Below are 19233 nucleotides of genomic sequence, written 5' to 3'. Positions count from 1 at the left end.
TCACACCTCCCGCGTGCGCACCCATTCGATGATGCCGGAGAAATCCTTGCCCGCATTGCCGGCTTCGTCAAACGCCGCATAGAGGGCGGTGGCGGCGGCGCCGAGCGCGGTGGCGGCGCCCGCCTGGGTGGCGGCTTCCTGGGAGAGCTTGAGGTCCTTCAGCATCAGCGCGGTGGCGAAGCCCGGCTTGTAGTCACGATTGGCCGGGCTTGCGGGCACCGGGCCGGGCACCGGGCAATAGGTGGTGAGCGACCAGCACTGGCCGGACGAGGTGGAGGCGACATCATAGAGCGCCTGATGGGAGAGGCCGAGCTTCTCCGCCAGCACGAAGGCCTCGCCCACCGCGATCATGGAGACGCCGAGGATCATGTTGTTGCAGATCTTCGCCGCCTGCCCTGCCCCGTCGGCGCCGCAATGGACGATCTTCTTGCCCATGGCCTGGAGCAAAGGCTCGGCGGCGGCGAAGGCCGCATCCGCCCCGCCCGCCATGAAGGTCAGGGTCGCCGCCTCCGCGCCGCCCACCCCGCCGGAAACCGGCGCGTCGAGGGTGGCATGGCCGGCCTTGGCGCCGGCCTCGTGGAAGGCGCGGGCCGAGCCGACGTCGATGGTGGAACTGTCGATGAACAAGGTGCCGGGCTTCGCCGCTGCGAACAGGCCCTCAGCGGCGCCGAGCACATGCTTGCCGCTCGGCAGCATGGTGACGACCACCTCCACATCCGCCACCGCCTCGGCGGCGCTCGCGCTCACGGTGAGGCCGCGCGCCCTGGCGCCGTCCACGGCTGCGGGGGACAGGTCGAAGGCCGACACGTCGTGCCCCGCCTTGACGAGATTGGCCGCCATGGGCGCGCCCATGTTCCCGAGCCCGATGAAGCCGACCTTGGCCATGAACGCCTCCCTGTTTTTATTGAGAAACCGTCAGTTGCCGCGCGCCACCAAAGTGCGGGAGATGATGACGCGCATAATCTCGTTGGTGCCTTCCAGGATCTGGTGGACCCGCAGGTCGCGCACGATCTTCTCCACCCCGTAATCGGCGAGATAGCCATAGCCGCCGAACATCTGAAGCGCCTGGTTCGCCACCTCGAAGCCGCTGTCCGTCACCACCCGCTTCGCCATGGCGCACAGCCGTGTGGCGTGGGGATCGGCGCTGTCGAGCGCGGCGGCGGCGCGCCACAGGAAGGTGCGGGCGACCTCAAGGTCGGTCTCCATGTCGGCGAGGCGGAATTGCAACGCCTGGAAGGCGTCCAGCGTCTTCCCGAATGCCTTGCGCTCACGCATGTAGGCCAGCGCCTTGTCGAACGCCGCCTGCGCCCCGCCGAGCGAGCAGGCGGCGATGTTGAGGCGCCCGCCGTCAAGGCCGGCCATGGCGAATTTGAAGCCCTCGCCCTCGGCACCTAAGCGGTTGGCCACCGGCACGCGGCAAGTCTCGAAGATCACGGCGCGGGTGGGCTGCACCTTCCAGCCCATCTTGCGCTCATTGGCGCCGAACGAGAGGCCGGGCGTGCCCGCCTCCACCAATATGGCCGAGACCCCGCCGGGTCCCTCCCCGCCGGTGCGGGCCATGACAACGTAGAGGTCTGCGGCACCGGCGCCGGAGATGAACTGCTTCTGGCCGTCCAGAACGTAATATTCGCCATCCCGCACCGCGCGGGTCTTGAGCGCGGCGGCGTCCGAGCCGGAGCCCGGCTCGGTCAGGCAATAGGCCGCCACCAGATCCATGATGCAGAGCTTGCCCAGCCAGTGGTGGCGCTGCGCCTCGCTGCCGAAGCGGTCGATCATCCAGGCGCACATATTGTGGATGGAGAGATAGGCCGAGGTCGCGGGGCAGCCGGTGGCGAGCGCCTCGAAGATCAATGTGGCGTCGAGGCGCGAGAGGCCGGAGCCGCCGACATCCTCGCGCACATAGATGCCGGCCATGCCCAAGGCGGCGGCGGCCTTCAGCGTGGGGACGGGGAAATGCTGCGCCTCGTCCCATTCCAAGGCATAGGGCGCGATCTCCTCGCGGGCGAAGTTCTGGGCCATCTCGCGGATGGCCTTCTGGTCTTCGGTCAGGTCGAACATATCTGGGGTGCCATGCGCTTAAGGTTGCGGCATGTTCCACGGCACGGCGCACGAGAGGGGGCGCCGCGGAGGGAACGAAGGTCAGGGCAACACCCCGCCGCGGCGCACGTCGCCGTGTGGGGGAACGCGGCGACAACCCTAGTACGCAAGGCAGGCTGCGCCGGATCACACCTCAAGATGCTTATCCCATCGTGGGAATGACGAACTCGGCGCCGTCCTTCACGCCGGAGGGCCAGCGCGAGGTGACGGTCTTGGTCTTGGTGTAGAAGCGCACGCCGTCCGGCCCGTGCTGGTTGAGATCGCCGAAACCCGACCGCTTCCAGCCGCCGAAGGTGTGGTAGGCGATCGGCACCGGGATCGGCACATTGATGCCCACCATGCCGACATTCACCTTGGAGGCGAAATCGCGGGCGGCATCGCCGTCGCGGGTGAAGATGGCGACGCCGTTGCCATATTCGTGCTCGGTGGGAAGGCGCAGGGCCTCCTTATAATCGGGGGCGCGCACCACGCAGAGGACCGGGCCGAAGATCTCTTCCTTGTAGATGCGCATGTCCGCCGTGACATTATCGAACAGGCAACCGCCCATATAGAAGCCGTTCTCATAGCCCTGAAGCTTGAAGCCGCGCCCGTCCACCAGCAGCTTGGCGCCTTCCTTGACGCCGATGTCGACGTAATTGGTGACGCGCTCCAACGCCTCGCGGGTGACGAGCGGGCCGAAATCGGCGCTGGCGTCGGTGGAGGGGCCGATCTTCAGGCCCTCGACGCGGGGCACCAGCTTGGCCAGCAGCGCCTCGGCCGCCGCCTCGCCCACCGGCACCGCCACGGAGATCGCCATGCAGCGCTCGCCGGCAGAGCCGTAGCCGGCACCGATCAAAGCGTCCACCGCCTGGTCCATGTCCGCGTCGGGCATGATGATCATATGGTTCTTGGCGCCGCCGAAGCCCTGGCAGCGCTTACCCGTCGCAGCGGCACGGGCATAAATGTACTGGGCGATGGCGGACGAGCCGACGAAGCCCACCGCCTGGATATCCGGATCATCGAGAATGGCGTCCACCGCCACCTTGTCGCCGTTCACCACATTGAGCACGCCGGCGGGTAGGCCCGCCTCCATCATCAGTTCCGCAAGCGCCATGGGCACGCCGGGATCGCGCTCGGATGGCTTGAGGATGAAGGCGTTGCCACAGGCGATGGCGGGGCCGAACTTCCACATGGGGATCATGGCGGGGAAGTTGAACGGGGTGATGCCGGCCACCACGCCCAGTGGCTGGCGCATGGAATAGACATCGATGCCGGGGCCGGCGCTGTCGCTGAACTCGCCCTTCAGCAGATGGGGAATGCCGCAGGCGAACTCGATCACCTCCAGCCCACGCTGGATGTCGCCTTTGGCGTCCGGCACGGTCTTGCCGTGCTCGCGGGCAAGGAGATCGGCCAGGGCGTCATAGTCGCGCTGCACCAGTTCGAGGAATTTCATGAGCACCCGCGCGCGGCGCTGCGGGTTGGTGGCGGCCCAGCCGATCTGGGCGGCCTTGGCGTTTTCCACCGCAGCGCGCATCTCGGCGGCCGAGGCCAGCGCGAGGCGGCCCACCACTTCGCCCGTCATGGGTTGCCAGATGTCGCTGGTGCGGCCGGACGTGCCGGGAACGTGCTTGCCGCCGATGAAATGGCCGACCTCGCGCATGATGCGTTTCCTCCGATTTTTTTTGACTGCCTGTTGGCGGGCACAATGGCCTATGATTTTTTGCACATCCACCGCAATCTTCGCACCATGACTGTGCGTACTTTCACATGAGCACCGCTGATTTCGACTGGTCGGACCTGCGCTTCTTCCTTGCGGTGGCACGGGCGGGAAAGCTGACCCTGGCGGCCCGGCATCTCGGGGTGGAGCATTCCACGGTGGGCCGGCGCATCGCCACGCTGGAGGCCATGCTGGGGGCGAAGCTGTTCGACCGGCAGCCGGGCGGATATGTGCTCACCCCGCACGGCGACCGGCTGCTGGCCTCGGCGGAGGCCATGGAGACCCTGGCCTCCACCGCCCAGCAGGAGATCGGCGGGGCCGATTTCGGCGTCTCGGGCACGGTGCGCATCGGCGCGCCGGACGGCTTCGGCACCTATTTCCTGGCCCCGCGCATGGGGCAACTGGCGGCGCAGCATTCCGGGCTGGAAATCCAGTTCCTCGCCATGCCGCGCATCTTCAACATGACCAAGCGCGAAGCCGACATCGCGATTTCCCTCAGCCGACCCAAGCAGGGGCGACTGCACGCCCGCAAGCTCACCGACTACCGGCTGCGGCTCTACGCATCGCGGGACTATCTCAAGACGCACGGGCCGATCGACAACCGGGCGGCGCTGCTGCGCCACACCTTCATCTCCTATGTGGACGAACTGCTGTACGCCCCCGAGTTGGACTACACGCCGCAAGTGGCGAAGGACCTGCGGCCACGGCTGAAAAGCTCAAGCCTGGTGGGGCAATTCATGGCGGTGCGCGCTGGCGGCGGCATCGCCGTGCTGCCCTGCTTCATGGCCCATGCCGACCCCGACCTCGCCTGCATCCTGCCGGACGAGGTGGTGCTGACCCGCACCTTCTGGCTGATCACCCATGCCGACACCCGAGCCTTGGCGCGGGTGCGCGTCGCCGCCGACTTCATTGCCCGCGAGGCGCAGGAGGCACGGGGCCTGTTCCTGCCTGACCGCTCGCCGCCGTGAGAGGCGGGATGGCGGCGCCCGCGCAGGGCGTCGTGTCTTGACGTTCCCCCGCCTCCCGCTTATAGGAGCGCCTTCCCGATCATGCGGGTGGTTGACGAAGGGCCGTGAACTCGGCTCCGTACGGCGTCGCCCGTGAGAACAAAATTAAAAAGGACTTCTGCCATGTCCCGGCGGTGTGACTTGACCGGCAAGGGGGTTCAGAGCGGCCACCGCGTGAGCCACTCGAACCACAAGACCAAGCGCCGGTTCCTCCCGAACCTGTGCAACGTCACGCTTCAGAGCGAGACGCTGGAGCGTTCGATACGTCTGCGCATCAGTGCCAACGCTCTCAAGAGCGTTGACCATCGCGGCGGCCTCGATAGCTTCCTGAAGAAGGCACGCGACGAGGAACTGTCCCCCCGCGCCCTGGAGCTGAAGCGCCAGTTGGTGAAGGCTCAGGCCGAGGCGGCTCCCGCCGCCTGACCGCCGTGGCGGTTGCTTCAAAAGCAGAGATTTCAGAACCGCGGGCGTTCACGCTCGCGGTTTTCTGCATGTGCGGCGCTGTGCTCGCGGCCAACATCCTGGTGCAGTATCCGTTCGCGCCGTTCGGCCTTGCGGATTATCTCACCTGGGGCGCCTTCACCTATCCCGTCACCTTCCTGGTGAACGACCTCACCAATCGCCGCCTCGGGCCGTTCCGCACGCGCCGCGTGATCTATGTGGGATTCGCGCTGGCCGTTTTGCTGTCGGCGGCACTTGCCTCGCCGCGCATCGCCCTCGCCTCCGGCACCGCATTCCTGGTGGCTCAGCTTCTGGATTGCGCGGTGTTCAACCGCCTGCGCCGCCATGCCTGGTGGCTGCCGCCGCTGATGTCGGGCTTTGTCTCCAGCGCCGTCGACACCGCCCTGTTCTTCTCCCTCGCCTTCGCCGGCACCGGCCTGCCCTGGCAGAACTGGGCGCTTTGCGACTATGGCGTGAAGCTCCTGATGATCGCGCTGTTCCTCGGCCCCTATCGCCTGTTCATCATCCGCATGCCGGCCTGGCAGCCGAGAGGGATTCGGGCCTGATCAGCCCCGCGCCCGCAACTCCCGGCGGATCACCTTGCCGGTGGAGGTGAGCGGAAGCTCGTCGACGAAGGCAAATTCGCGGGGATATTCGTAGGCGGCGAGATTGGTGCGGACCAGATCCTGCACTTGCGCTTCAAGCGCGGCATCCGGAGCGAACCCCGGCTTCAGCACCAGGAACGCCTTGACGATCTCGGTGCGCACCGGGTCCGGCTTGCCCACCACGGCGGCGAGCGCCACGGCGGGATGGCGCAGGATCACATCCTCGATCTCGGTGGGGCCGATGCGATAGCCGGCGGAGGTGATGATGTCGTCGTCCCGTCCCTGGAAATGGATGTAACCGTCAGCATCCATCTGCGCCACGTCGCCGGTCAGCATCCAGCCGTGCCGGAACTTCTCCGCCGTCGCCTCCGGCCGGTTCCAATAGCCCAGGAACATCACCGGGTTTGGCGCCCGCACGGCGATCTGCCCCATCTCGCCGGCTTCGCACTGCGTTCCGTCGGGCCGCAGGATGGCAACCTCATGCCCCGGCACCGCCTTGCCCGTGGCACCCGCCCGCGCCACGCCGAGCGCGGCGCTGGAGCCGATGACGTAATTGCATTCGGTCTGGCCGTAGAATTCGTTGACCGAAACGCCCAGCGTCTCCCGGCCCCAAGCGAAGGTCTCGGCGCCCAGCGCCTCCCCCGCCGAGCCGACGCTGCGCAGTTCAAATCCGAACCGCTCGCGGGGGCGGGGCACCGAGCGCATCATCTTCAGGGCCGTGGGCGGGATGAAGACGTTGCGCACCTGCGCCTGCGCCATCAAGGCAAACGCAGCCTCGGGATCGAACTTTCCGGGCGGCTGCACCACCACCGGCACGCCGTGGGCGAGCGCGGGAAGAAGCGTATTGAGCAACCCGCCGGCCCACGCCCAATCGGAGGGCGTCCACATCCGGTCGCCGGGATGGGGCGGAAAGCCGTGGGTGAAATCCTGCCCCGTGACGTGGCCGATCAGCACGCGATGCGCGTGCAGCGCACCCTTCGGCTGGCCGGTGGTGCCCGACGTATAGATCATCAGCGCCGGGTCATCGGGCGTGCTGTCGATGGCCAGCGGCGCGTCGCTCGCCCCCGCCAGCAAGTCGTCGAAACCCGCGACACCGAAGGTCGCGCCGTCGAGACAGATTTTCAGGCTCAGGCTGTCCAGATGGGCGGGGATCTTGGGGAGGCTGGCCGCATCGGTGATGAGCCCCTTCGCCCCGGAATCCTGAAGCCGGTAGGCAATCGCCTCGCGGCCGAACACCGCGGACAGCGGCACGGCGACGGCGTTCAGCTTGTAGATCGCGAGATGGCTGACGAGCACCTGCGGCGACTGCGGCGCCAGGATCGCCACCCGGTCCCCCGCCCCGATGCCCCGTGCCGCCAGCGCATGGGCAAGGCGGTTGGAGGCGCGGGCGATATCGAGATAGCTGATCGGGGCGAAGCCGTTTGCGCTCTTTACGAACAGAGCCGGCCGGTCCGGTGCGCGCGCGGCCCAGGCATCGCAAGCGTGGACGGCCATGTTGTAGCGTGCAGGAATCTGCCACCGAAAGCCGGTGCGTACCCGCTCATAATCGGTCCGCTGGAGCAAATTCCGCGTCCTGCTCAATGCTTGTGCAGGACGCACTCTAATCGGGCGGACGCAGTGCGTCCAACTTTTTGTGCAGTGCGAAGCTTGCCGGCTATTTCTCCGGCTCTGCCAGCACCAGCGCCCAATAGACCTTGTATTTGGACTTGGGCGCGAAAGCGGTGGCGATGCCCATGCGGGTGACGCCGGGGGTCAGCATATTCTTGTTGTGAGGCGGGGAATCGCGCCAGCCGGAAAACGCCTCGGCCAGGGTGTGATAGCCGGCGCCGACATTCTCCACCGCGATCTTCGGATCATAGCCCGACGCCTTCATGCGCATGACGAAGGTGCGCCCGCCGACTTCGTGGGACAGCGTATCCGCCGCCGCCATGGCGTTCGCCTGCTCCTGCGCGACCCGCGACAGGGAGGGATCGATGGTGAGCTGGGACAGGCCCTTGGTGCCGCGATAGGCATTCATGATCGACACGGCAGCGGCCGGATCGACCGGCTGGCCGGTCTTGGCGAGGTCGTTATAGAAGGTCGGCTTGGTTTCCACCTCGGTGGTGCCGCAGGCGGCAAGGACCAGGGCGAGCAGGACAATCAGGGGAGCAGCGCGCATGGCGGCCTCGCAATGGAGTATCGGAGGCCGATAAGAGGCCCTGCGGGTTGAGGAAGGGTTAGCGCCGCGCCGCGTTCCTTCCCGTCATCTTCCCGCGCGGAGCGATTCACGCCTCCGGCGGATCTTCCGGCTCGTTCCGGGGGAGTGCTCCCCGCCCGCCCGCGGGCGGCAGGTCGAGCGCGGGCTCAGCCGGCGGTGGCGGCGGCGGATCGATGCGCGGAGGCACGAGGTCCGTAGGGGCGCGAGCCAGGGACGCCCATGGCTGGCAGGCCATGCCGACGCCGGCCTTGCGGAAGCGGGTCAGGATGGAGAAGTGCAGATCGCTCTTGACGGTGAGCGCATAGTCCACGTTGGCCACCACGCACCTGAGTTCGAACACCAGGCCGGTTTCCAGCATTTTGGTGAGGAAGACGCGCGGCGGCGGGCTCTGGATGACCTGCGGATGGTCGCAGGCACTCCCCACGAGAATGTCGCGCACCAGATCCACGTCGGCATCATAGGTGGCGTTGATGGCGACGATGACACGGCCCGTGGTGTTGGAATGGGTGAAGTTCTTCACCATCCCGGTGATCAGGTCGGAATTGGGGACGATCACCGTGGAGCGTTCAAAGGTCTCGATCTCGGTGGCCCGCACGCTGATGCGCCGGACATACCCCTCCTCGCCCTTCACATTGATGGTGTCGCCCACCCGGATCGGCCGCTCCGCCAGCAGGATTAGGCCCGAGACGAAGTTGGAGACGATGGACTGAAGGCCGAAGCCGATACCGACCGAGAGCGCACCGGCAACCAATGCCACATTCTCAAGGTTCAGCCCGATCTCGCTCATCGCCACCGCGATGGCGATGATGGTGCCGACATATCCCACCACCGTGGATATGGATGTCTGAAGGCTCGGCTCCAGGTCGGTACGCGGCAGGAAGGTGCCGGAGATCCAGCGTTGCAGGCCGCGCGCCAGTCCCACGCCCAGCAGCAGCATCACCACCGCATAGAGCACGTTCCAGGCCGTTATCGTGGTGTTGCCGATGCGCACGCCGAACGAGGCGCGCTCTACCGAATCGATGATGTCGGCGGTCGATGTGCCCCAGCTTCCCGCCACCAGCAGACCCGCCGCAAGCAGCAGCGCCAGCTTCAGCAAGGCGGCGAACAGCAAGCCGATGAGTTCGAGACGCTTCGGCGGCAGCCCGAGCGTCTTCGACACCAGTCGCGCCTGATGGGTGTCAGGCTGGAGATTGTCGAAGAAGGAATCGATCAGGGCATTCAGAATATAAAGCGTGCCGAGCACCGTGATCGCCATGACGACCCGGGCGGAAATGAAGGCGGCGAGGCTCACATAGCCGGCCGCGAGCGCGATGAGGATACCGGCCAGCACCACCCAGATGAGCAGGCGCAGGGGTTGCAGCAGCCGCATGAAGCCGCCGGGCTGCTGCGCCGGTCCGTCCCGGCTCTCATCCTCGTCCTCTGCCGCCCGCGCCAGGACGATCAGGCTGCGCGCAAAGAAGCCGCCGATGAACAGCGCCATGAGCGCGCTGGTGGCAACCGTCAGCGCCACCGGGGTGAACAGCGCCCGATGCGTGACATTCAGGAACGCCGCGATCGCCAGCGTCCACACGGTCCAGGAATAATAGCGATAGCTGATCAGCGCGCCGCGATTTGAAATCACCAGCAAGCGGCGCCACGGCTCGTTGGGCGCCAGCACGGCGCGGGCGACGGCATGGCCGATGCTCTGGACGAAGGCGGCGGTGACAACCCCCTGAAGCACCTCGGCGACGCGTGTCGGCAGCACGTCGAAAGCGGTGAGAAAACCGTAGGCGCCGAGCACCGCCAGAGGCGTCACGAGCGCGTTGAAGACGGCACCCTTTACCGCCTCTCGTGCCGAGCGGAACCTTGGATAGGTGTCGCCCTCCTCGGGCGGGGGGCAGCGGAACCGCCGCCGCAGCATGCGCCCGCCGGTGAAGATGACGGCGAAGACCGACAGGGCACCGATGACGATGACCCAGATCGTGAGAAGCCCATGCTTCTGCTTGGCGAAGCCGATCCAGTCGCGGACCAGGAAGTTGAGCGCGCGTAGTTCAATGGAAAGCGCGGAGCCGGCGGCGGCCCACAGGTCGGGATCGAGAACGCTGGCGGAGCGGCTGAAAAGCTGATCGGCGAACAAGCCGCGCCGCCGGCCGGCGATCTGGTCGGAGAGGCTGTCGGCCCGCACCGAGAGCGCCGCATACTGCTTTACAGCCGCATCGATCGCGGCGATCTGGTTGGTCTGCTGTTCTCGGACCGCAGCCGCAGCCGCCTCCTCCGGCGGGGCGTTGGCGGGAGGCTCCGGCCCCAGCTCAAGCAGGCGCGCCTTGGCGCTGTTGAGGCGCGTCGCCGCCTCGTCGTGACGCTGCTGGAGGTCACGGCGTATCGGGTCCAGGCGACCCCTGAGGTCGTCCAGATCATTGGCCCGCAGTCCCTCCACAGAGAGCGAGCCCTCAAGGCCGTTGAGCGCGGAGCGGGTCGCCTCCACATTCGCGCGGGTAGCCTGCATCGGGTCGGTCGGCGCGGCGGGCGCCGCCGGAACCGCAGACACGGGGGTCTGCGCCATGGCCGCGAAGCCGAGGCCGAGACTGAGCAGAAGCGCGCACAACAGACCAACGGCCCGTCTATAATGACGGGACATCGGCGGCTCAGCCGCCCCAAGGCGCACGATCGAGCGAGACATCAACACCCTCCGGGAGCCGGCCTTCTGCTGCCTGAAGGCGGCGACCTCAAGGCGGCGCGACTTTGGCACCCCGTGCAAAGCCCGCCTTCCGGTTTCCTTCCGGCGGGAAAGCGCACTAAAAACGCGAAAGACGACGCGGAGCCCTTAAGTCCATGAGCATCCCCCTCTCCGTCAAGAGCGAAGCTGGAGCTTCGCAGCCCGATGTCCGGTCGAGCGATCAGTTCGCCGCTGATCCGCTCTCCCTTGCCCAGGCCTTGCTGCGCAGCCCCTCGGTGACGCCGGACGCGGGCGGGGCCATGGAGGTGGTGGCGCGGGTGCTGGAAGCGGGCGGCTATCTCGTGGAGCGGCTGACCTTCGACAGTGCCGGCATCCCCATCGCCAATCTCTATGCCCGGATCGGCACCGAAGGGCCGAACCTGTGCTTCGCCGGCCATGTGGACGTGGTGCCGGCGGGCGATGCCGCCGAATGGCGCCATCCCCCGTTCGCAGGCGAAGTGGCGGACGGGCTCCTCTACGGCCGCGGCGCGGTGGACATGAAGGGCGGCGTCGCCGCATGGCTCGCGGCGGCGCTCCGCTATGGGCGGCCGGAGACCGGCAGCCTCTCCTTCCTTATCACAGGGGACGAGGAAGGCCCGGCGCTGGATGGCACGGTGAAGGTGGTGGACTGGCTCAAGGCCAAGGGGGAGCGCATCGACCATTGCGTCCTCGGCGAACCCACCAATCCGGAAGCGCTCGGCGACATGGTGAAGATCGGCCGGCGCGGCAGTCTCTCCGGGGTGATCACGGTGCGCGGCAAGCAGGGACACGCGGCCTACCCCCATCTCGCCGACAATCCGGTGCCCCGGCTGCTCAAGTTACTGAACGCACTGTCCGAGGCGCCGCTGGACGCGGGGACGCCGCATTTCCAGCCCTCCAACCTGGAGATCGTCTCGGTGGACGTGGGCAATGCGGCCTTCAACGTCATTCCCGGTCAGGCGCAGGCCAAGTTCAACGTGCGCTTCAATGACCAATATTCGTTGGAGACGCTTCAGGCGGAAATCCTGCGTCGCCTCTCAACCGCCGTCGCGCCCACCCTATTCACGCTGGAATTCCGCCCCGGCGGCAGCGAGAGCTTCCTCACCGCGCCGGGCCCGTTCGTGGATCTGGTCTGCGATGCGGTGGCCTCCGGCACGGGACGCCAGCCGCAGAAGTCCACCACGGGGGGCACCTCGGATGCCCGCTTCATCAAGGATCTCTGCCCGGTGGTGGAATTCGGCCTCGTGGGCAGCACCATGCACGCGGTGGACGAGGCGACGCCGGTGTCCGACCTCGTCGCGCTCGCGGACATCTACCACGCCCTGATCACCCGCTATTTCGCCAACCCGCCCGCCTGACGGAGCCTCAATTGACCGCGACCGCAGTTTCTCCCGGCATCGAGACCCTGAGCCATCTGGACGTTTCCGGCCGCACCATCGCCGTGCGGACCCTTCCGGGCCGGGGGCCGGGCGTGGTGTGGCTCGGCGGCTTCAAGTCCGACATGATGGGCGGCAAGGCGCAGGCTTTGGCCGACTGGGCGGCGAAGCGGGGCCAGTCCTATGTGCGCTTCGACTATTCCGGCCATGGCGAATCCTCCGGCCGGTTTGTCGACGGCACGATCTCGCACTGGCTGGAGGATGCCCTCGCGGTATTGGATCAGGCGACACAGGGTCCGCAAATCCTGGTCGGCTCCTCCATGGGCGGATGGATCACGCTGCTGCTCGCCCGCGCACTCGCAGCGCGGGGCGACAAGCGGCTGGCCGGCATGGTGCTGATCGCGCCTGCGCCGGATTTCACCGAGACCCTGATGTGGGCGAGCTTCTCTCCTGCGGTGCAGGCGGAGATTCTCGCCACCGGCCGGTTCGAGCGCCCCTCGGACTATGGCGACGAACCCTATGTCATCACCCGCGCCCTGATCGAGGACGGCCGCACGCACCTGATCCTCGGCACGCCGTTCGCAGTCGGCTGTCCGGTGCGCATTCTCCAGGGCGTACGGGACACGGATGTGCCGTGGGAACATGCCATGAGCCTGGTCTCATGCCTCGCCGAAGACGACGTGGTGTTCTCTCTCGTTAAGGACGGCGACCACCGCCTGTCGCGGCCGGAGGATCTCGAGCGCCTGATCGCGGCCGTCGAGGGCCTGCTCTGACTTGACGCAGCCGTGCATGCCCGCGACGGTGCGCCCGACCTTTTCATGAGCGGATGGCGTGACCGAAGTCCTGTTCTACCACCTGGAGCGGCGCCCGCTGGAGGACGCCCTGCCCCTGCTGCTCGAAAAGAGCCTGGAGCGGGGCTGGCGCTGCGTCGTGCAATGCGGCTCGCCGGAACGGCGCGACGCGCTGGACGCGCATCTGTGGACCTATAGCGACGCCGCCTTCCTCCCCCACGGCACCGACACCCAGGCGCGCCCGGAGCGCCAGCCGGTGCTGCTCACCACGGGGGCGGCCAATCCCAACGGCGCCCAGGTGCGCTTTCTGGTGGACGGCACGGATATTCTCGACGCGGATGGCTATGTCCGTCTCGTGCATATGTTCGACGGCCGCGACGATCAGGCGGTGGCCACCGCCCGCGAGCGGTGGCGCACCGCCAAGGCGGCCGGACACACCCTCACCTATTGGCAGCAGGACGAGAACGGCCGCTGGCAGCGCAAAGCGTGAGCCAACCGGCGGTTTCTGCCAGCCTCTATCTGTCGCATTTCTTCCGCTGCCGCAGCCATTGAACGTATTCAATGCGCCGCCTATCGTCCGCGCCGCATGATGCCGCCCCAATGGATAAGAAAATGAACAAAATTCTAGCCTGCGCTACCGCCCTGACCTTGGCCTTGACCGCACCTGCATTTGCGAAAGGCCCGGGAAAATACAAAATCGCGGGTGAAAATGCCGACGACAAATCGACCTATACCGGTGAAGCCACCATCACCAAGACCGCCGAGGGCGTTTACCGCGTCGTCTCGGTGATCGACGGCGACAAGTTCGACGCCTATGCGATCGGCGATGACGACGTGTTCGCCATGACCTTCACGAGCAGCGGCAAGACCGGCGTTGGTCTATATGTTGCCCAGGATGATGGTTCCTATAAGTCCATCTGGGCCTTTAAGGGCGACCGCAAGATCAGCACGGAAATGCTCGCCCCCAAGTGACACCCTGTTGGGTTCCGGGCGGCTCGGGTGATGTGAAGAAAGAAAACGAAATGTCCCGCACCATCGACTACTTCTTCTCCCTCGCGAGCCCCTGGTCCTTCCTCGGCCACGCCCCCTTCATGGAGGTGGCGCGGCGCCATGGCGCGACCGTGCGGCCGGTCCCGGTCGAACTCGGGCCGGTGTTCGCGGAAACCGGCGGCCTGCCGCTCGCAAAGCGCGCGCCGGCCCGCCAGCGGCATCGCGCGCTCGAATTGCAGCGGTGGCGCGTGAAGCGCGGCGTCGATTTCCATCTGGCCCCGCGCTTCTGGCCGTTCGATGCCGCCTTCGCCGACCGCACCGTCATCGCCGCCATGGCGCTCGGCCCGGTGGATGACCTGCTTTCGCGGCTGTATTCGGCGGTGTGGCAGCGCCAGGAAAACCTCGCGGACGCGGCGGTTCTCGCCGGCATTTATGACGAGATGGGCTTTGCCGGAAGCAACATCATCGCACAGGCGGACAGCCCCGAAATCCATGCGGCCTACGAACGCAATCGCGCCGCCGCATTGGCGGCCGACGTGTTCGGCGCGCCGTCCTACGTGCTGGACGGCGAAGTGTTCTGGGGGCAGGACCGCATCGAGCTTCTGGACGACGCGCTTGCGTCCGGCCGCGCGCCGTTCCAGGGCGTGCTGAAAGCCTGACGCCGCTCAGAGGCCGCTCAGGAAATCATCGATCCGTGCGTTGGCGGCAACGCCGGCGCTTCCGGGGAACCGCGGGAAGACATGGCAGCCGCCGGGCATGACCATCAGCTCCGCGGCATTGCCGGCGGCGATCCAGCGGGCCGACATGAACAGGGTGTCGTCCAGCAAGGCGTCCTGCGTGCCGACGATGAACAGCGCGGGGGGAAGAGCGGAGAGGTTCGCCAGCAGCGGCGACACGTCGGGGTCTTCCACACTGCCGCCGCCGCCCGCGAGGTAATGGTCGACGAAGCGCACGATATCGCGCGTGTTCAGCACCAGGGGCGTCTCGCCCCACTGCCGCACGCTTGGGGTGAGGCGCAGGTCGAAACAGCCTGATGTGAGCACGCTGCCCATGAAGGGCGCCATGCCATGCCGGTCGCGCAGCCGGACCAGGACCGCGGCGGCAAGGCATGCGCCGGCCGATTCCCCGCCGATGGCGAGCTTTTCGGTCCCGAATCGGCTCTGCGCCGCGCGCACCAGCCACAAAGCAGCAGCTTCGCCGTCGTCCGGCCCCTGGGGATAGGGATATTCCGGGGCGAGACGATAACGCACCGAGACCACCGCATAGCCTGTCCGCTGGACGATTCGATCGTTGCCGTTGTCGTTCTCGCGCGGCGAGCCGATGCTCCAGCCACCGCCGTGAAAATGGAGATAGACCCCCTTGGGCGCCCCCTCCGGCAGGTAGATGCGCAGCGGGATCGGGCCATGCGGGCCCTCAATGATTTCTTCCTGCGCCAACAGGCTTTCCGGCGGCAGCGGAAATGCGCCGCGCCCCTCGAGCATCGCCTGGCGGATCTTGGCAGGCGGGTGCGTGCCGCGATCGGGGACGGCGGCCAATCTCTTGGTCACGGCCTCATTGATCATCCGCGTGTCGGCGGCGATCGCCGCGTCCGCGAAGTCTTCACCCCGGAGGTGGATTGTGTCCATATGCCCGCGCCTTCCTGTTCGCAGCACAAGGGAAAGGGCGTGGGCGCGGGCGTCAAGCGCGGTGGGAGAGGTCCATGCCTGAAATGAAGCGCACGCCGGCCAAGCGCGCCGCCATCGACACCCACGCGCAGGCGATGCTCACCGTGCAAACGCCGGGCGAAGGGTTCACCGACATCACCCGCGAGGTGCGCGCCTTCCTCAACGAAATCGGCGGGGCGTTCGGCACTCTGGTGCTGTTCTGCCGCCACACCTCGGCATCCATGACCATCCAGGAAAATGCCGACCCCGACGTGCGCACCGATCTCATCACGGCCTTGCGCGCCCTGGCGCCGCAGAACCGGCCCTGGGTGCACGACCTTGAGGGGCCGGACGACATGCCCGCCCATGTGCGCACCATGCTGACGGGAAGCGACCTGTCGATCCCGGTGCGGGACGGGCATCTCGGGCTCGGCACATGGCAAGGCATCTATCTCGTGGAACATCGCGCAAAGCCGCATGCCCGCGAGATCATCCTTGCATTTTCGGGCCGCACGATGCCCTGATCGCCGGCTTGCCTCCATCGGCGGCACGGCTGAAAATGCGGCGCGCCGATTCGCGGGTGCCGCTCGTCTTATCGAATCGTCTTTACGGGGAGGTCGTTCTTGGGAGACGAGGTCGCCAATGCCGTCCGGCTGGTCATTGCCGACGATCACCCGCTGTTTCGTGGCGCTTTGCGTGAAGCCGTCTCCGCCGTTTATCCCGCAAGCGAGATCGTGGAGGTCGGCACCTTCGATGAACTCCACGCGAAGCTGGAGCGGGATTCGGATTTCGATCTCGTCCTGCTGGACCTCGCCATGCCCGGCGCGCGCGGCTTTTCCGGCCTGATCTACTTGCGCGCGCAATATGCCGCGGTGCCGGTGGTGGTGGTGTCCGGCAACGAGGAGCCGGCGGTGATCCGCCGCTGCCTGGACCTCGGCGCCTCAGGCTTCATCCCCAAGACGCTGGCCATCGCCGGTATGCGCGATGCGGTCGCCGCCGTCATGGCGGGTGGCACCTGGGCCCCGGCGGATATCAATTTGACCAGCCGCGCGGATGCCGAGGCGGATGCGGTGATCGCCCGTCTCGCGACCCTCACGCCGCAGCAGGTGCGGGTGCTGATGATGCTGTCCGAAGGGCGGCTCAACAAGCAGATCGCATATGAATTGTCGGTCTCCGAAGCGACCGTGAAGGCGCACGTCTCAGCCATTCTCCAGAAGCTCGGCGTCGAAAGCCGCACCCAGGCCGTGATTGCGGTCTCCAAGGTGGACACCGGGCTGTGGAACAGCCAGCCCCCGGCGTGAGCCTGCGGCCAGCCGTGCAAAGGCAACCTGAATGAGCGAAAGACCAGAATGAGCGACCGTCTTTCGGGCCGCACGCGAGGCTCGCGCTTCGAGGCGATCACCGTCTATTTCCGGCCAAGCGTGCTGGTGGTGATCCTGCTCGGCTTCTCCTCCGGCCTGCCGCTGGCGCTGACGGGCACCACGCTGTCCGTGTGGATGACGGAAGAAGGCGTGAACCTCGGCACCATCGGCCTGTTCTCGCTGGTCGGCCTGCCCTACACGCTGAAATTCCTCTGGGCGCCGGTGGTGGACGCCATCGACGTGCCCGTGCTCTCGCGCCTTCTCGGCCGCAGGCGCGGCTGGCTGCTGGCAACGCAAGCCGCGCTGGTGCTTGCGATCCTCTATCTCGGCTTCCAGAACCCAGCCTCCGCGCCATTTGCCGTTGCGTTGGGGGCGGTGATCCTCGCCACCTGCTCGGCGACCCAGGACATCGTGGTGGATGCGTTCCGCGTCGAGCGCCTCGACACGTCGGAGCAGGCGGCCGGCATGGCCGGCTATGTCGCCGCCTATCGCATCGGCATGCTGGTGTCGGGCGCCGGCGTCATCGCAATTGTGGCGGTCATCGAGACCATGAACGTCGCCCGCGACGTGGCCTGGATGTGGGGCTACGTCGCCGCTTCGGCCTGCATGCTGGTGGGCATGCTGGCGACCCTCATGGCGCGCGAGCCGGAACCGCCGCCGCGCCGGGACGGTGCCGGCGAAGGCGCACTTTCCCGCGTCGCCGCGACCGCCTATGGCGCGTTCGCAGAATTCCTGTCGCGCCCCAACGCGGTGACGATTCTGCTGTTCGTGCTGCTCTATAAATTCTGCGACGCCTTCGCCGGCGTGCTGACCGCGCCGTTCGTGATCGCCATCGGCTTCGACAAGGCGACCTATGCCGCCATCGTCAAGGGCGTCGGACTCGCGGCGGCGCTGCTGGGCGGGTTTGCCGGCGGAGCGATGGCGCGGGCGCTGCCGCTCGTCACCTGCCTGTGGATCGGCGGCATCCTCCAGATGGTCTCGAACCTTGCCTTCACCGGGCAGGCCATCGTCGGCGTGAACGTGCCGTTCCTCACCGGCACGATTATCGTCGAGAATTTCTGCGGCGCCATCGGCACCGTGGTGTTCGTGGCCTATCTCTCCGCTCTGTGCGGCGCGCGCGCCCACACCGCGACCCAGTATGCGCTGCTGACCGCGCTGACGGCGGTGGGCCGCACCTTCCTGGCCTCCGGCGGCGGGTTCATCGCCGAGGCGACGGGATGGCCGATCTTCTTCGCCATAACCTCGCTGGCGGCGATCCCAGGGCTGATCCTGCTGGCCTATCTCCAGTCGCGGCGCCATTTCGCCACCCTCTGAAGCCAGCGGCTATCCCTGCTTCCGCCGCCCCGCGATCTGCAACAGGGCGCGCTCGGCGATGGCTTCGCCCAGCGCGGGGCTGCGGCGGCAAGCGAGAACTGCCTCGTCCACCATGAGCATCGCCCGCAGGCATTGGGTGGAGGAGAAGTTGCGCAGGGCGCGCTCCAGATAGGGCTTGCGGGAGAAATGCACCGCCGGGCGCTGCTGGTCGATCACCCGCTCGATGCCGCTGCCCCCTTCCACCGCCAAGGCCATCTGGTGCAGCGAGAGCAGGCCGCGCAGCAAGGCGCCGAGCACCGCGTCGGGCCGGGTCGCGGCGACCTTCGCCTTGGCGAGCGCGGTCGCGGCGGCGGGTGCATTCCCGGCCAGGGCCGCGTCCACCACATCGTCCAGCGCCAGGGCCGAGGCATCGCCGACGATGATCCGCACGTCATCCAGCGTCACCCGGCCCTGCCCCTGGGCATAGAGGGCCAGCTTGGCGATCTCCCCGCGCGAGGCCAGCCGGTCGCCGCCGATCAGGGACACCAGGAGATCCTTGGCATCGCGGTCGATGGTCAGGCCCGCTTCCCCCAGCATGCTGTCCACCAGCCGGGCAAGATCGCGCTCTCCGTCCGCATAGCAGGGAATGGCGAGCGCCGCCGGAGCGCTCTCGCACAGCGACCGCAGCGGGGCGCCGCGCTTCAGGTCGCCGGCCTCGATCACCACCAGGGCGTCGCACGGCTCGGCCAGCAGCGGCTCCAGGGCGGGCACGATGTTGCGGCTGCCCGCGCGCACCCAGATCACCCGCTCGCCGCCGAACAGGCCGATGGTGCGGGTCTCATCCATCAGCCTGCGGGGGTCGGCGGCGATGTCGTCACCGTCCAGCCGCACCACGGCGAACGGATCGGACGTGTCGGGAACGGTGCGCTTGACCAGGCCCGCCGCGCGCTCGCGCACCAGCCCGGTATCCGGGCCGAACAGCAGCACCAGCGGATGCTTCTTGTCGCGCCGGGACAGGGCGGTCTCGGCATCGCCGGCTCGGACCGCAACCATGCGTCAGGC

The 19233-nt window shown here is 67.3% G+C and carries 19 protein-coding genes; 11 read left to right on the top strand and 8 right to left on the bottom strand.

Annotation, left to right across the window (positions count from 1 at the left end; translation table 11 throughout):
• From mmsB to ADADO0_RS15545, 3 genes are all read right to left on the bottom strand, one after another.
• On the bottom strand, nucleotides 1-885 hold the full coding sequence (gene mmsB, locus ADADO0_RS15555; RefSeq protein WP_511306090.1) for a 3-hydroxyisobutyrate dehydrogenase: 885 nt from the start codon (nucleotides 883-885) through the stop codon (nucleotides 1-3).
• 30 nt (nucleotides 886-915) lie between these two features.
• A complete protein-coding gene (locus ADADO0_RS15550) occupies nucleotides 916-2058 on the bottom strand; it encodes an isobutyryl-CoA dehydrogenase (protein ID WP_511306089.1) in 1143 nt (380 codons plus the stop codon).
• Between the two features lie 181 nt (nucleotides 2059-2239).
• The gene (locus tag ADADO0_RS15545) at nucleotides 2240-3736 is read right to left on the bottom strand and encodes a CoA-acylating methylmalonate-semialdehyde dehydrogenase (protein WP_511306088.1); all 1497 of its coding nucleotides are present in this window, start codon (nucleotides 3734-3736) and stop codon (nucleotides 2240-2242) included.
• Between the two features lie 107 nt (nucleotides 3737-3843).
• Here ADADO0_RS15545 and ADADO0_RS15540 point away from each other — a divergent pair, with 107 nt between their 5' ends.
• From ADADO0_RS15540 to ADADO0_RS15530, 3 genes are all read left to right on the top strand, one after another.
• Nucleotides 3844-4761, top strand: a complete 918-nt coding sequence (locus ADADO0_RS15540; RefSeq protein WP_511306087.1) for a LysR family transcriptional regulator — start codon at nucleotides 3844-3846, stop codon at nucleotides 4759-4761.
• 162 nt (nucleotides 4762-4923) lie between these two features.
• Nucleotides 4924-5223 (top strand): 50S ribosomal protein L28, encoded by a 300-nt coding sequence (gene rpmB / locus ADADO0_RS15535; RefSeq protein WP_511306086.1) that lies wholly within the window; start codon nucleotides 4924-4926, stop codon nucleotides 5221-5223.
• A gap of 68 nt (nucleotides 5224-5291) precedes the next feature.
• On the top strand, nucleotides 5292-5807 hold the full coding sequence (locus ADADO0_RS15530) for a queuosine precursor transporter (RefSeq protein ID WP_511306085.1): 516 nt from the start codon (nucleotides 5292-5294) through the stop codon (nucleotides 5805-5807).
• Here ADADO0_RS15530 and ADADO0_RS15525 read toward each other — a convergent pair whose 3' ends face one another.
• From ADADO0_RS15525 to ADADO0_RS15515, 3 genes are all read right to left on the bottom strand, one after another.
• Entirely contained in the window at nucleotides 5808-7409 is a 1602-nt protein-coding gene (locus ADADO0_RS15525; protein ID WP_511306084.1) for an AMP-binding protein, read from the bottom strand.
• 91 nt (nucleotides 7410-7500) lie between these two features.
• Nucleotides 7501-8004 carry a CAP domain-containing protein gene (locus ADADO0_RS15520; RefSeq protein ID WP_511306083.1) on the bottom strand — a complete coding sequence of 168 codons (504 nt, stop codon included), beginning with the start codon at nucleotides 8002-8004 and terminating at the stop codon, nucleotides 7501-7503.
• Between the two features lie 106 nt (nucleotides 8005-8110).
• On the bottom strand, nucleotides 8111-10702 hold the full coding sequence (locus ADADO0_RS15515) for a DUF3772 domain-containing protein (RefSeq protein ID WP_511306082.1): 2592 nt from the start codon (nucleotides 10700-10702) through the stop codon (nucleotides 8111-8113).
• 152 nt (nucleotides 10703-10854) lie between these two features.
• Between ADADO0_RS15515 and dapE the strand changes: the two genes are divergently transcribed.
• From dapE to ADADO0_RS15490, 5 genes are all read left to right on the top strand, one after another.
• Nucleotides 10855-12075: a succinyl-diaminopimelate desuccinylase gene (gene dapE, locus ADADO0_RS15510; RefSeq protein ID WP_511306081.1), complete on the top strand. Its 1221-nt coding sequence runs from the start codon at nucleotides 10855-10857 to the stop codon at nucleotides 12073-12075.
• Between the two features lie 11 nt (nucleotides 12076-12086).
• Nucleotides 12087-12866: an alpha/beta hydrolase gene (locus tag ADADO0_RS15505; RefSeq protein ID WP_511306080.1), complete on the top strand. Its 780-nt coding sequence runs from the start codon at nucleotides 12087-12089 to the stop codon at nucleotides 12864-12866.
• 58 nt (nucleotides 12867-12924) lie between these two features.
• On the top strand, nucleotides 12925-13374 hold the full coding sequence (locus ADADO0_RS15500) for a DNA polymerase III subunit chi (protein WP_511306079.1): 450 nt from the start codon (nucleotides 12925-12927) through the stop codon (nucleotides 13372-13374).
• A gap of 122 nt (nucleotides 13375-13496) precedes the next feature.
• Nucleotides 13497-13856, top strand: coding sequence for a hypothetical protein (locus tag ADADO0_RS15495; protein ID WP_511306078.1), 360 nt, complete (start codon nucleotides 13497-13499; stop codon nucleotides 13854-13856).
• Between the two features lie 50 nt (nucleotides 13857-13906).
• Nucleotides 13907-14533, top strand: coding sequence for a 2-hydroxychromene-2-carboxylate isomerase (locus ADADO0_RS15490; protein ID WP_511306077.1), 627 nt, complete (start codon nucleotides 13907-13909; stop codon nucleotides 14531-14533).
• A 6-nt stretch (nucleotides 14534-14539) separates the two neighbouring features.
• On the opposite strand, the gene ADADO0_RS15485 is transcribed toward ADADO0_RS15490, so the two are convergent.
• A complete protein-coding gene (locus tag ADADO0_RS15485) occupies nucleotides 14540-15499 on the bottom strand; it encodes an alpha/beta hydrolase (RefSeq protein ID WP_511306076.1) in 960 nt (319 codons plus the stop codon).
• A gap of 74 nt (nucleotides 15500-15573) precedes the next feature.
• Here ADADO0_RS15485 and ADADO0_RS15480 point away from each other — a divergent pair, with 74 nt between their 5' ends.
• From ADADO0_RS15480 to ADADO0_RS15470, 3 genes are all read left to right on the top strand, one after another.
• A complete protein-coding gene (locus ADADO0_RS15480) occupies nucleotides 15574-16041 on the top strand; it encodes a secondary thiamine-phosphate synthase enzyme YjbQ (protein WP_511306075.1) in 468 nt (155 codons plus the stop codon).
• Nucleotides 16042-16140: 99 nt separating this feature from the next.
• Complete coding sequence (locus ADADO0_RS15475; protein WP_511306074.1) at nucleotides 16141-16818, top strand: LuxR C-terminal-related transcriptional regulator; 678 nt, start codon at nucleotides 16141-16143, stop codon at nucleotides 16816-16818.
• 48 nt (nucleotides 16819-16866) lie between these two features.
• Entirely contained in the window at nucleotides 16867-18192 is a 1326-nt protein-coding gene (locus ADADO0_RS15470; RefSeq protein WP_511306073.1) for an AmpG family muropeptide MFS transporter, read from the top strand.
• 9 nt (nucleotides 18193-18201) lie between these two features.
• Here the strand turns inward: ADADO0_RS15470 and holA are convergent, their stop codons facing one another.
• Nucleotides 18202-19224, bottom strand: a complete 1023-nt coding sequence (holA, locus tag ADADO0_RS15465) for a DNA polymerase III subunit delta (protein ID WP_511306072.1) — start codon at nucleotides 19222-19224, stop codon at nucleotides 18202-18204.
• Nucleotides 19225-19233 lie beyond the last annotated feature (9 nt).

Source organism: Aquabacter sp. (genome assembly GCF_965279295.1).
Taxonomy (GTDB): Bacteria; Pseudomonadota; Alphaproteobacteria; order Rhizobiales; family Xanthobacteraceae; genus Aquabacter.
The sequence above is the reverse complement of the archived record's forward strand: the minus strand, read 5'-3'. Positions and strand labels throughout refer to the sequence as shown.

Excerpts from the sequence above, each read along its gene's own strand:
- dapE (WP_511306081.1), top strand. The coding sequence starts at position 10,855 with ATGAGCATCCCCCTCTCCGTCAAGAGCGAAGCTGGAGCTTCGCAGCCC.
- ADADO0_RS15545 (WP_511306088.1), bottom strand. The coding sequence starts at position 3,736 with ATGCGCGAGGTCGGCCATTTCATCGGCGGCAAGCACGTTCCCGGCACG.
- ADADO0_RS15515 (WP_511306082.1), bottom strand. The coding sequence starts at position 10,702 with ATGTCTCGCTCGATCGTGCGCCTTGGGGCGGCTGAGCCGCCGATGTCC.
- rpmB (WP_511306086.1), top strand. The coding sequence starts at position 4,924 with ATGTCCCGGCGGTGTGACTTGACCGGCAAGGGGGTTCAGAGCGGCCAC.
- ADADO0_RS15530 (WP_511306085.1), top strand. The coding sequence starts at position 5,292 with ATGTGCGGCGCTGTGCTCGCGGCCAACATCCTGGTGCAGTATCCGTTC.
- ADADO0_RS15490 (WP_511306077.1), top strand. The coding sequence starts at position 13,907 with ATGTCCCGCACCATCGACTACTTCTTCTCCCTCGCGAGCCCCTGGTCC.
- ADADO0_RS15485 (WP_511306076.1), bottom strand. The coding sequence starts at position 15,499 with ATGGACACAATCCACCTCCGGGGTGAAGACTTCGCGGACGCGGCGATC.
- ADADO0_RS15520 (WP_511306083.1), bottom strand. The coding sequence starts at position 8,004 with ATGCGCGCTGCTCCCCTGATTGTCCTGCTCGCCCTGGTCCTTGCCGCC.
- ADADO0_RS15495 (WP_511306078.1), top strand. The coding sequence starts at position 13,497 with ATGAACAAAATTCTAGCCTGCGCTACCGCCCTGACCTTGGCCTTGACC.
- ADADO0_RS15480 (WP_511306075.1), top strand. The coding sequence starts at position 15,574 with ATGCCTGAAATGAAGCGCACGCCGGCCAAGCGCGCCGCCATCGACACC.
- ADADO0_RS15540 (WP_511306087.1), top strand. The coding sequence starts at position 3,844 with ATGAGCACCGCTGATTTCGACTGGTCGGACCTGCGCTTCTTCCTTGCG.
- mmsB (WP_511306090.1), bottom strand. The coding sequence starts at position 885 with ATGGCCAAGGTCGGCTTCATCGGGCTCGGGAACATGGGCGCGCCCATG.
- ADADO0_RS15470 (WP_511306073.1), top strand. The coding sequence starts at position 16,867 with ATGAGCGACCGTCTTTCGGGCCGCACGCGAGGCTCGCGCTTCGAGGCG.
- ADADO0_RS15550 (WP_511306089.1), bottom strand. The coding sequence starts at position 2,058 with ATGTTCGACCTGACCGAAGACCAGAAGGCCATCCGCGAGATGGCCCAG.
- holA (WP_511306072.1), bottom strand. The coding sequence starts at position 19,224 with ATGGTTGCGGTCCGAGCCGGCGATGCCGAGACCGCCCTGTCCCGGCGC.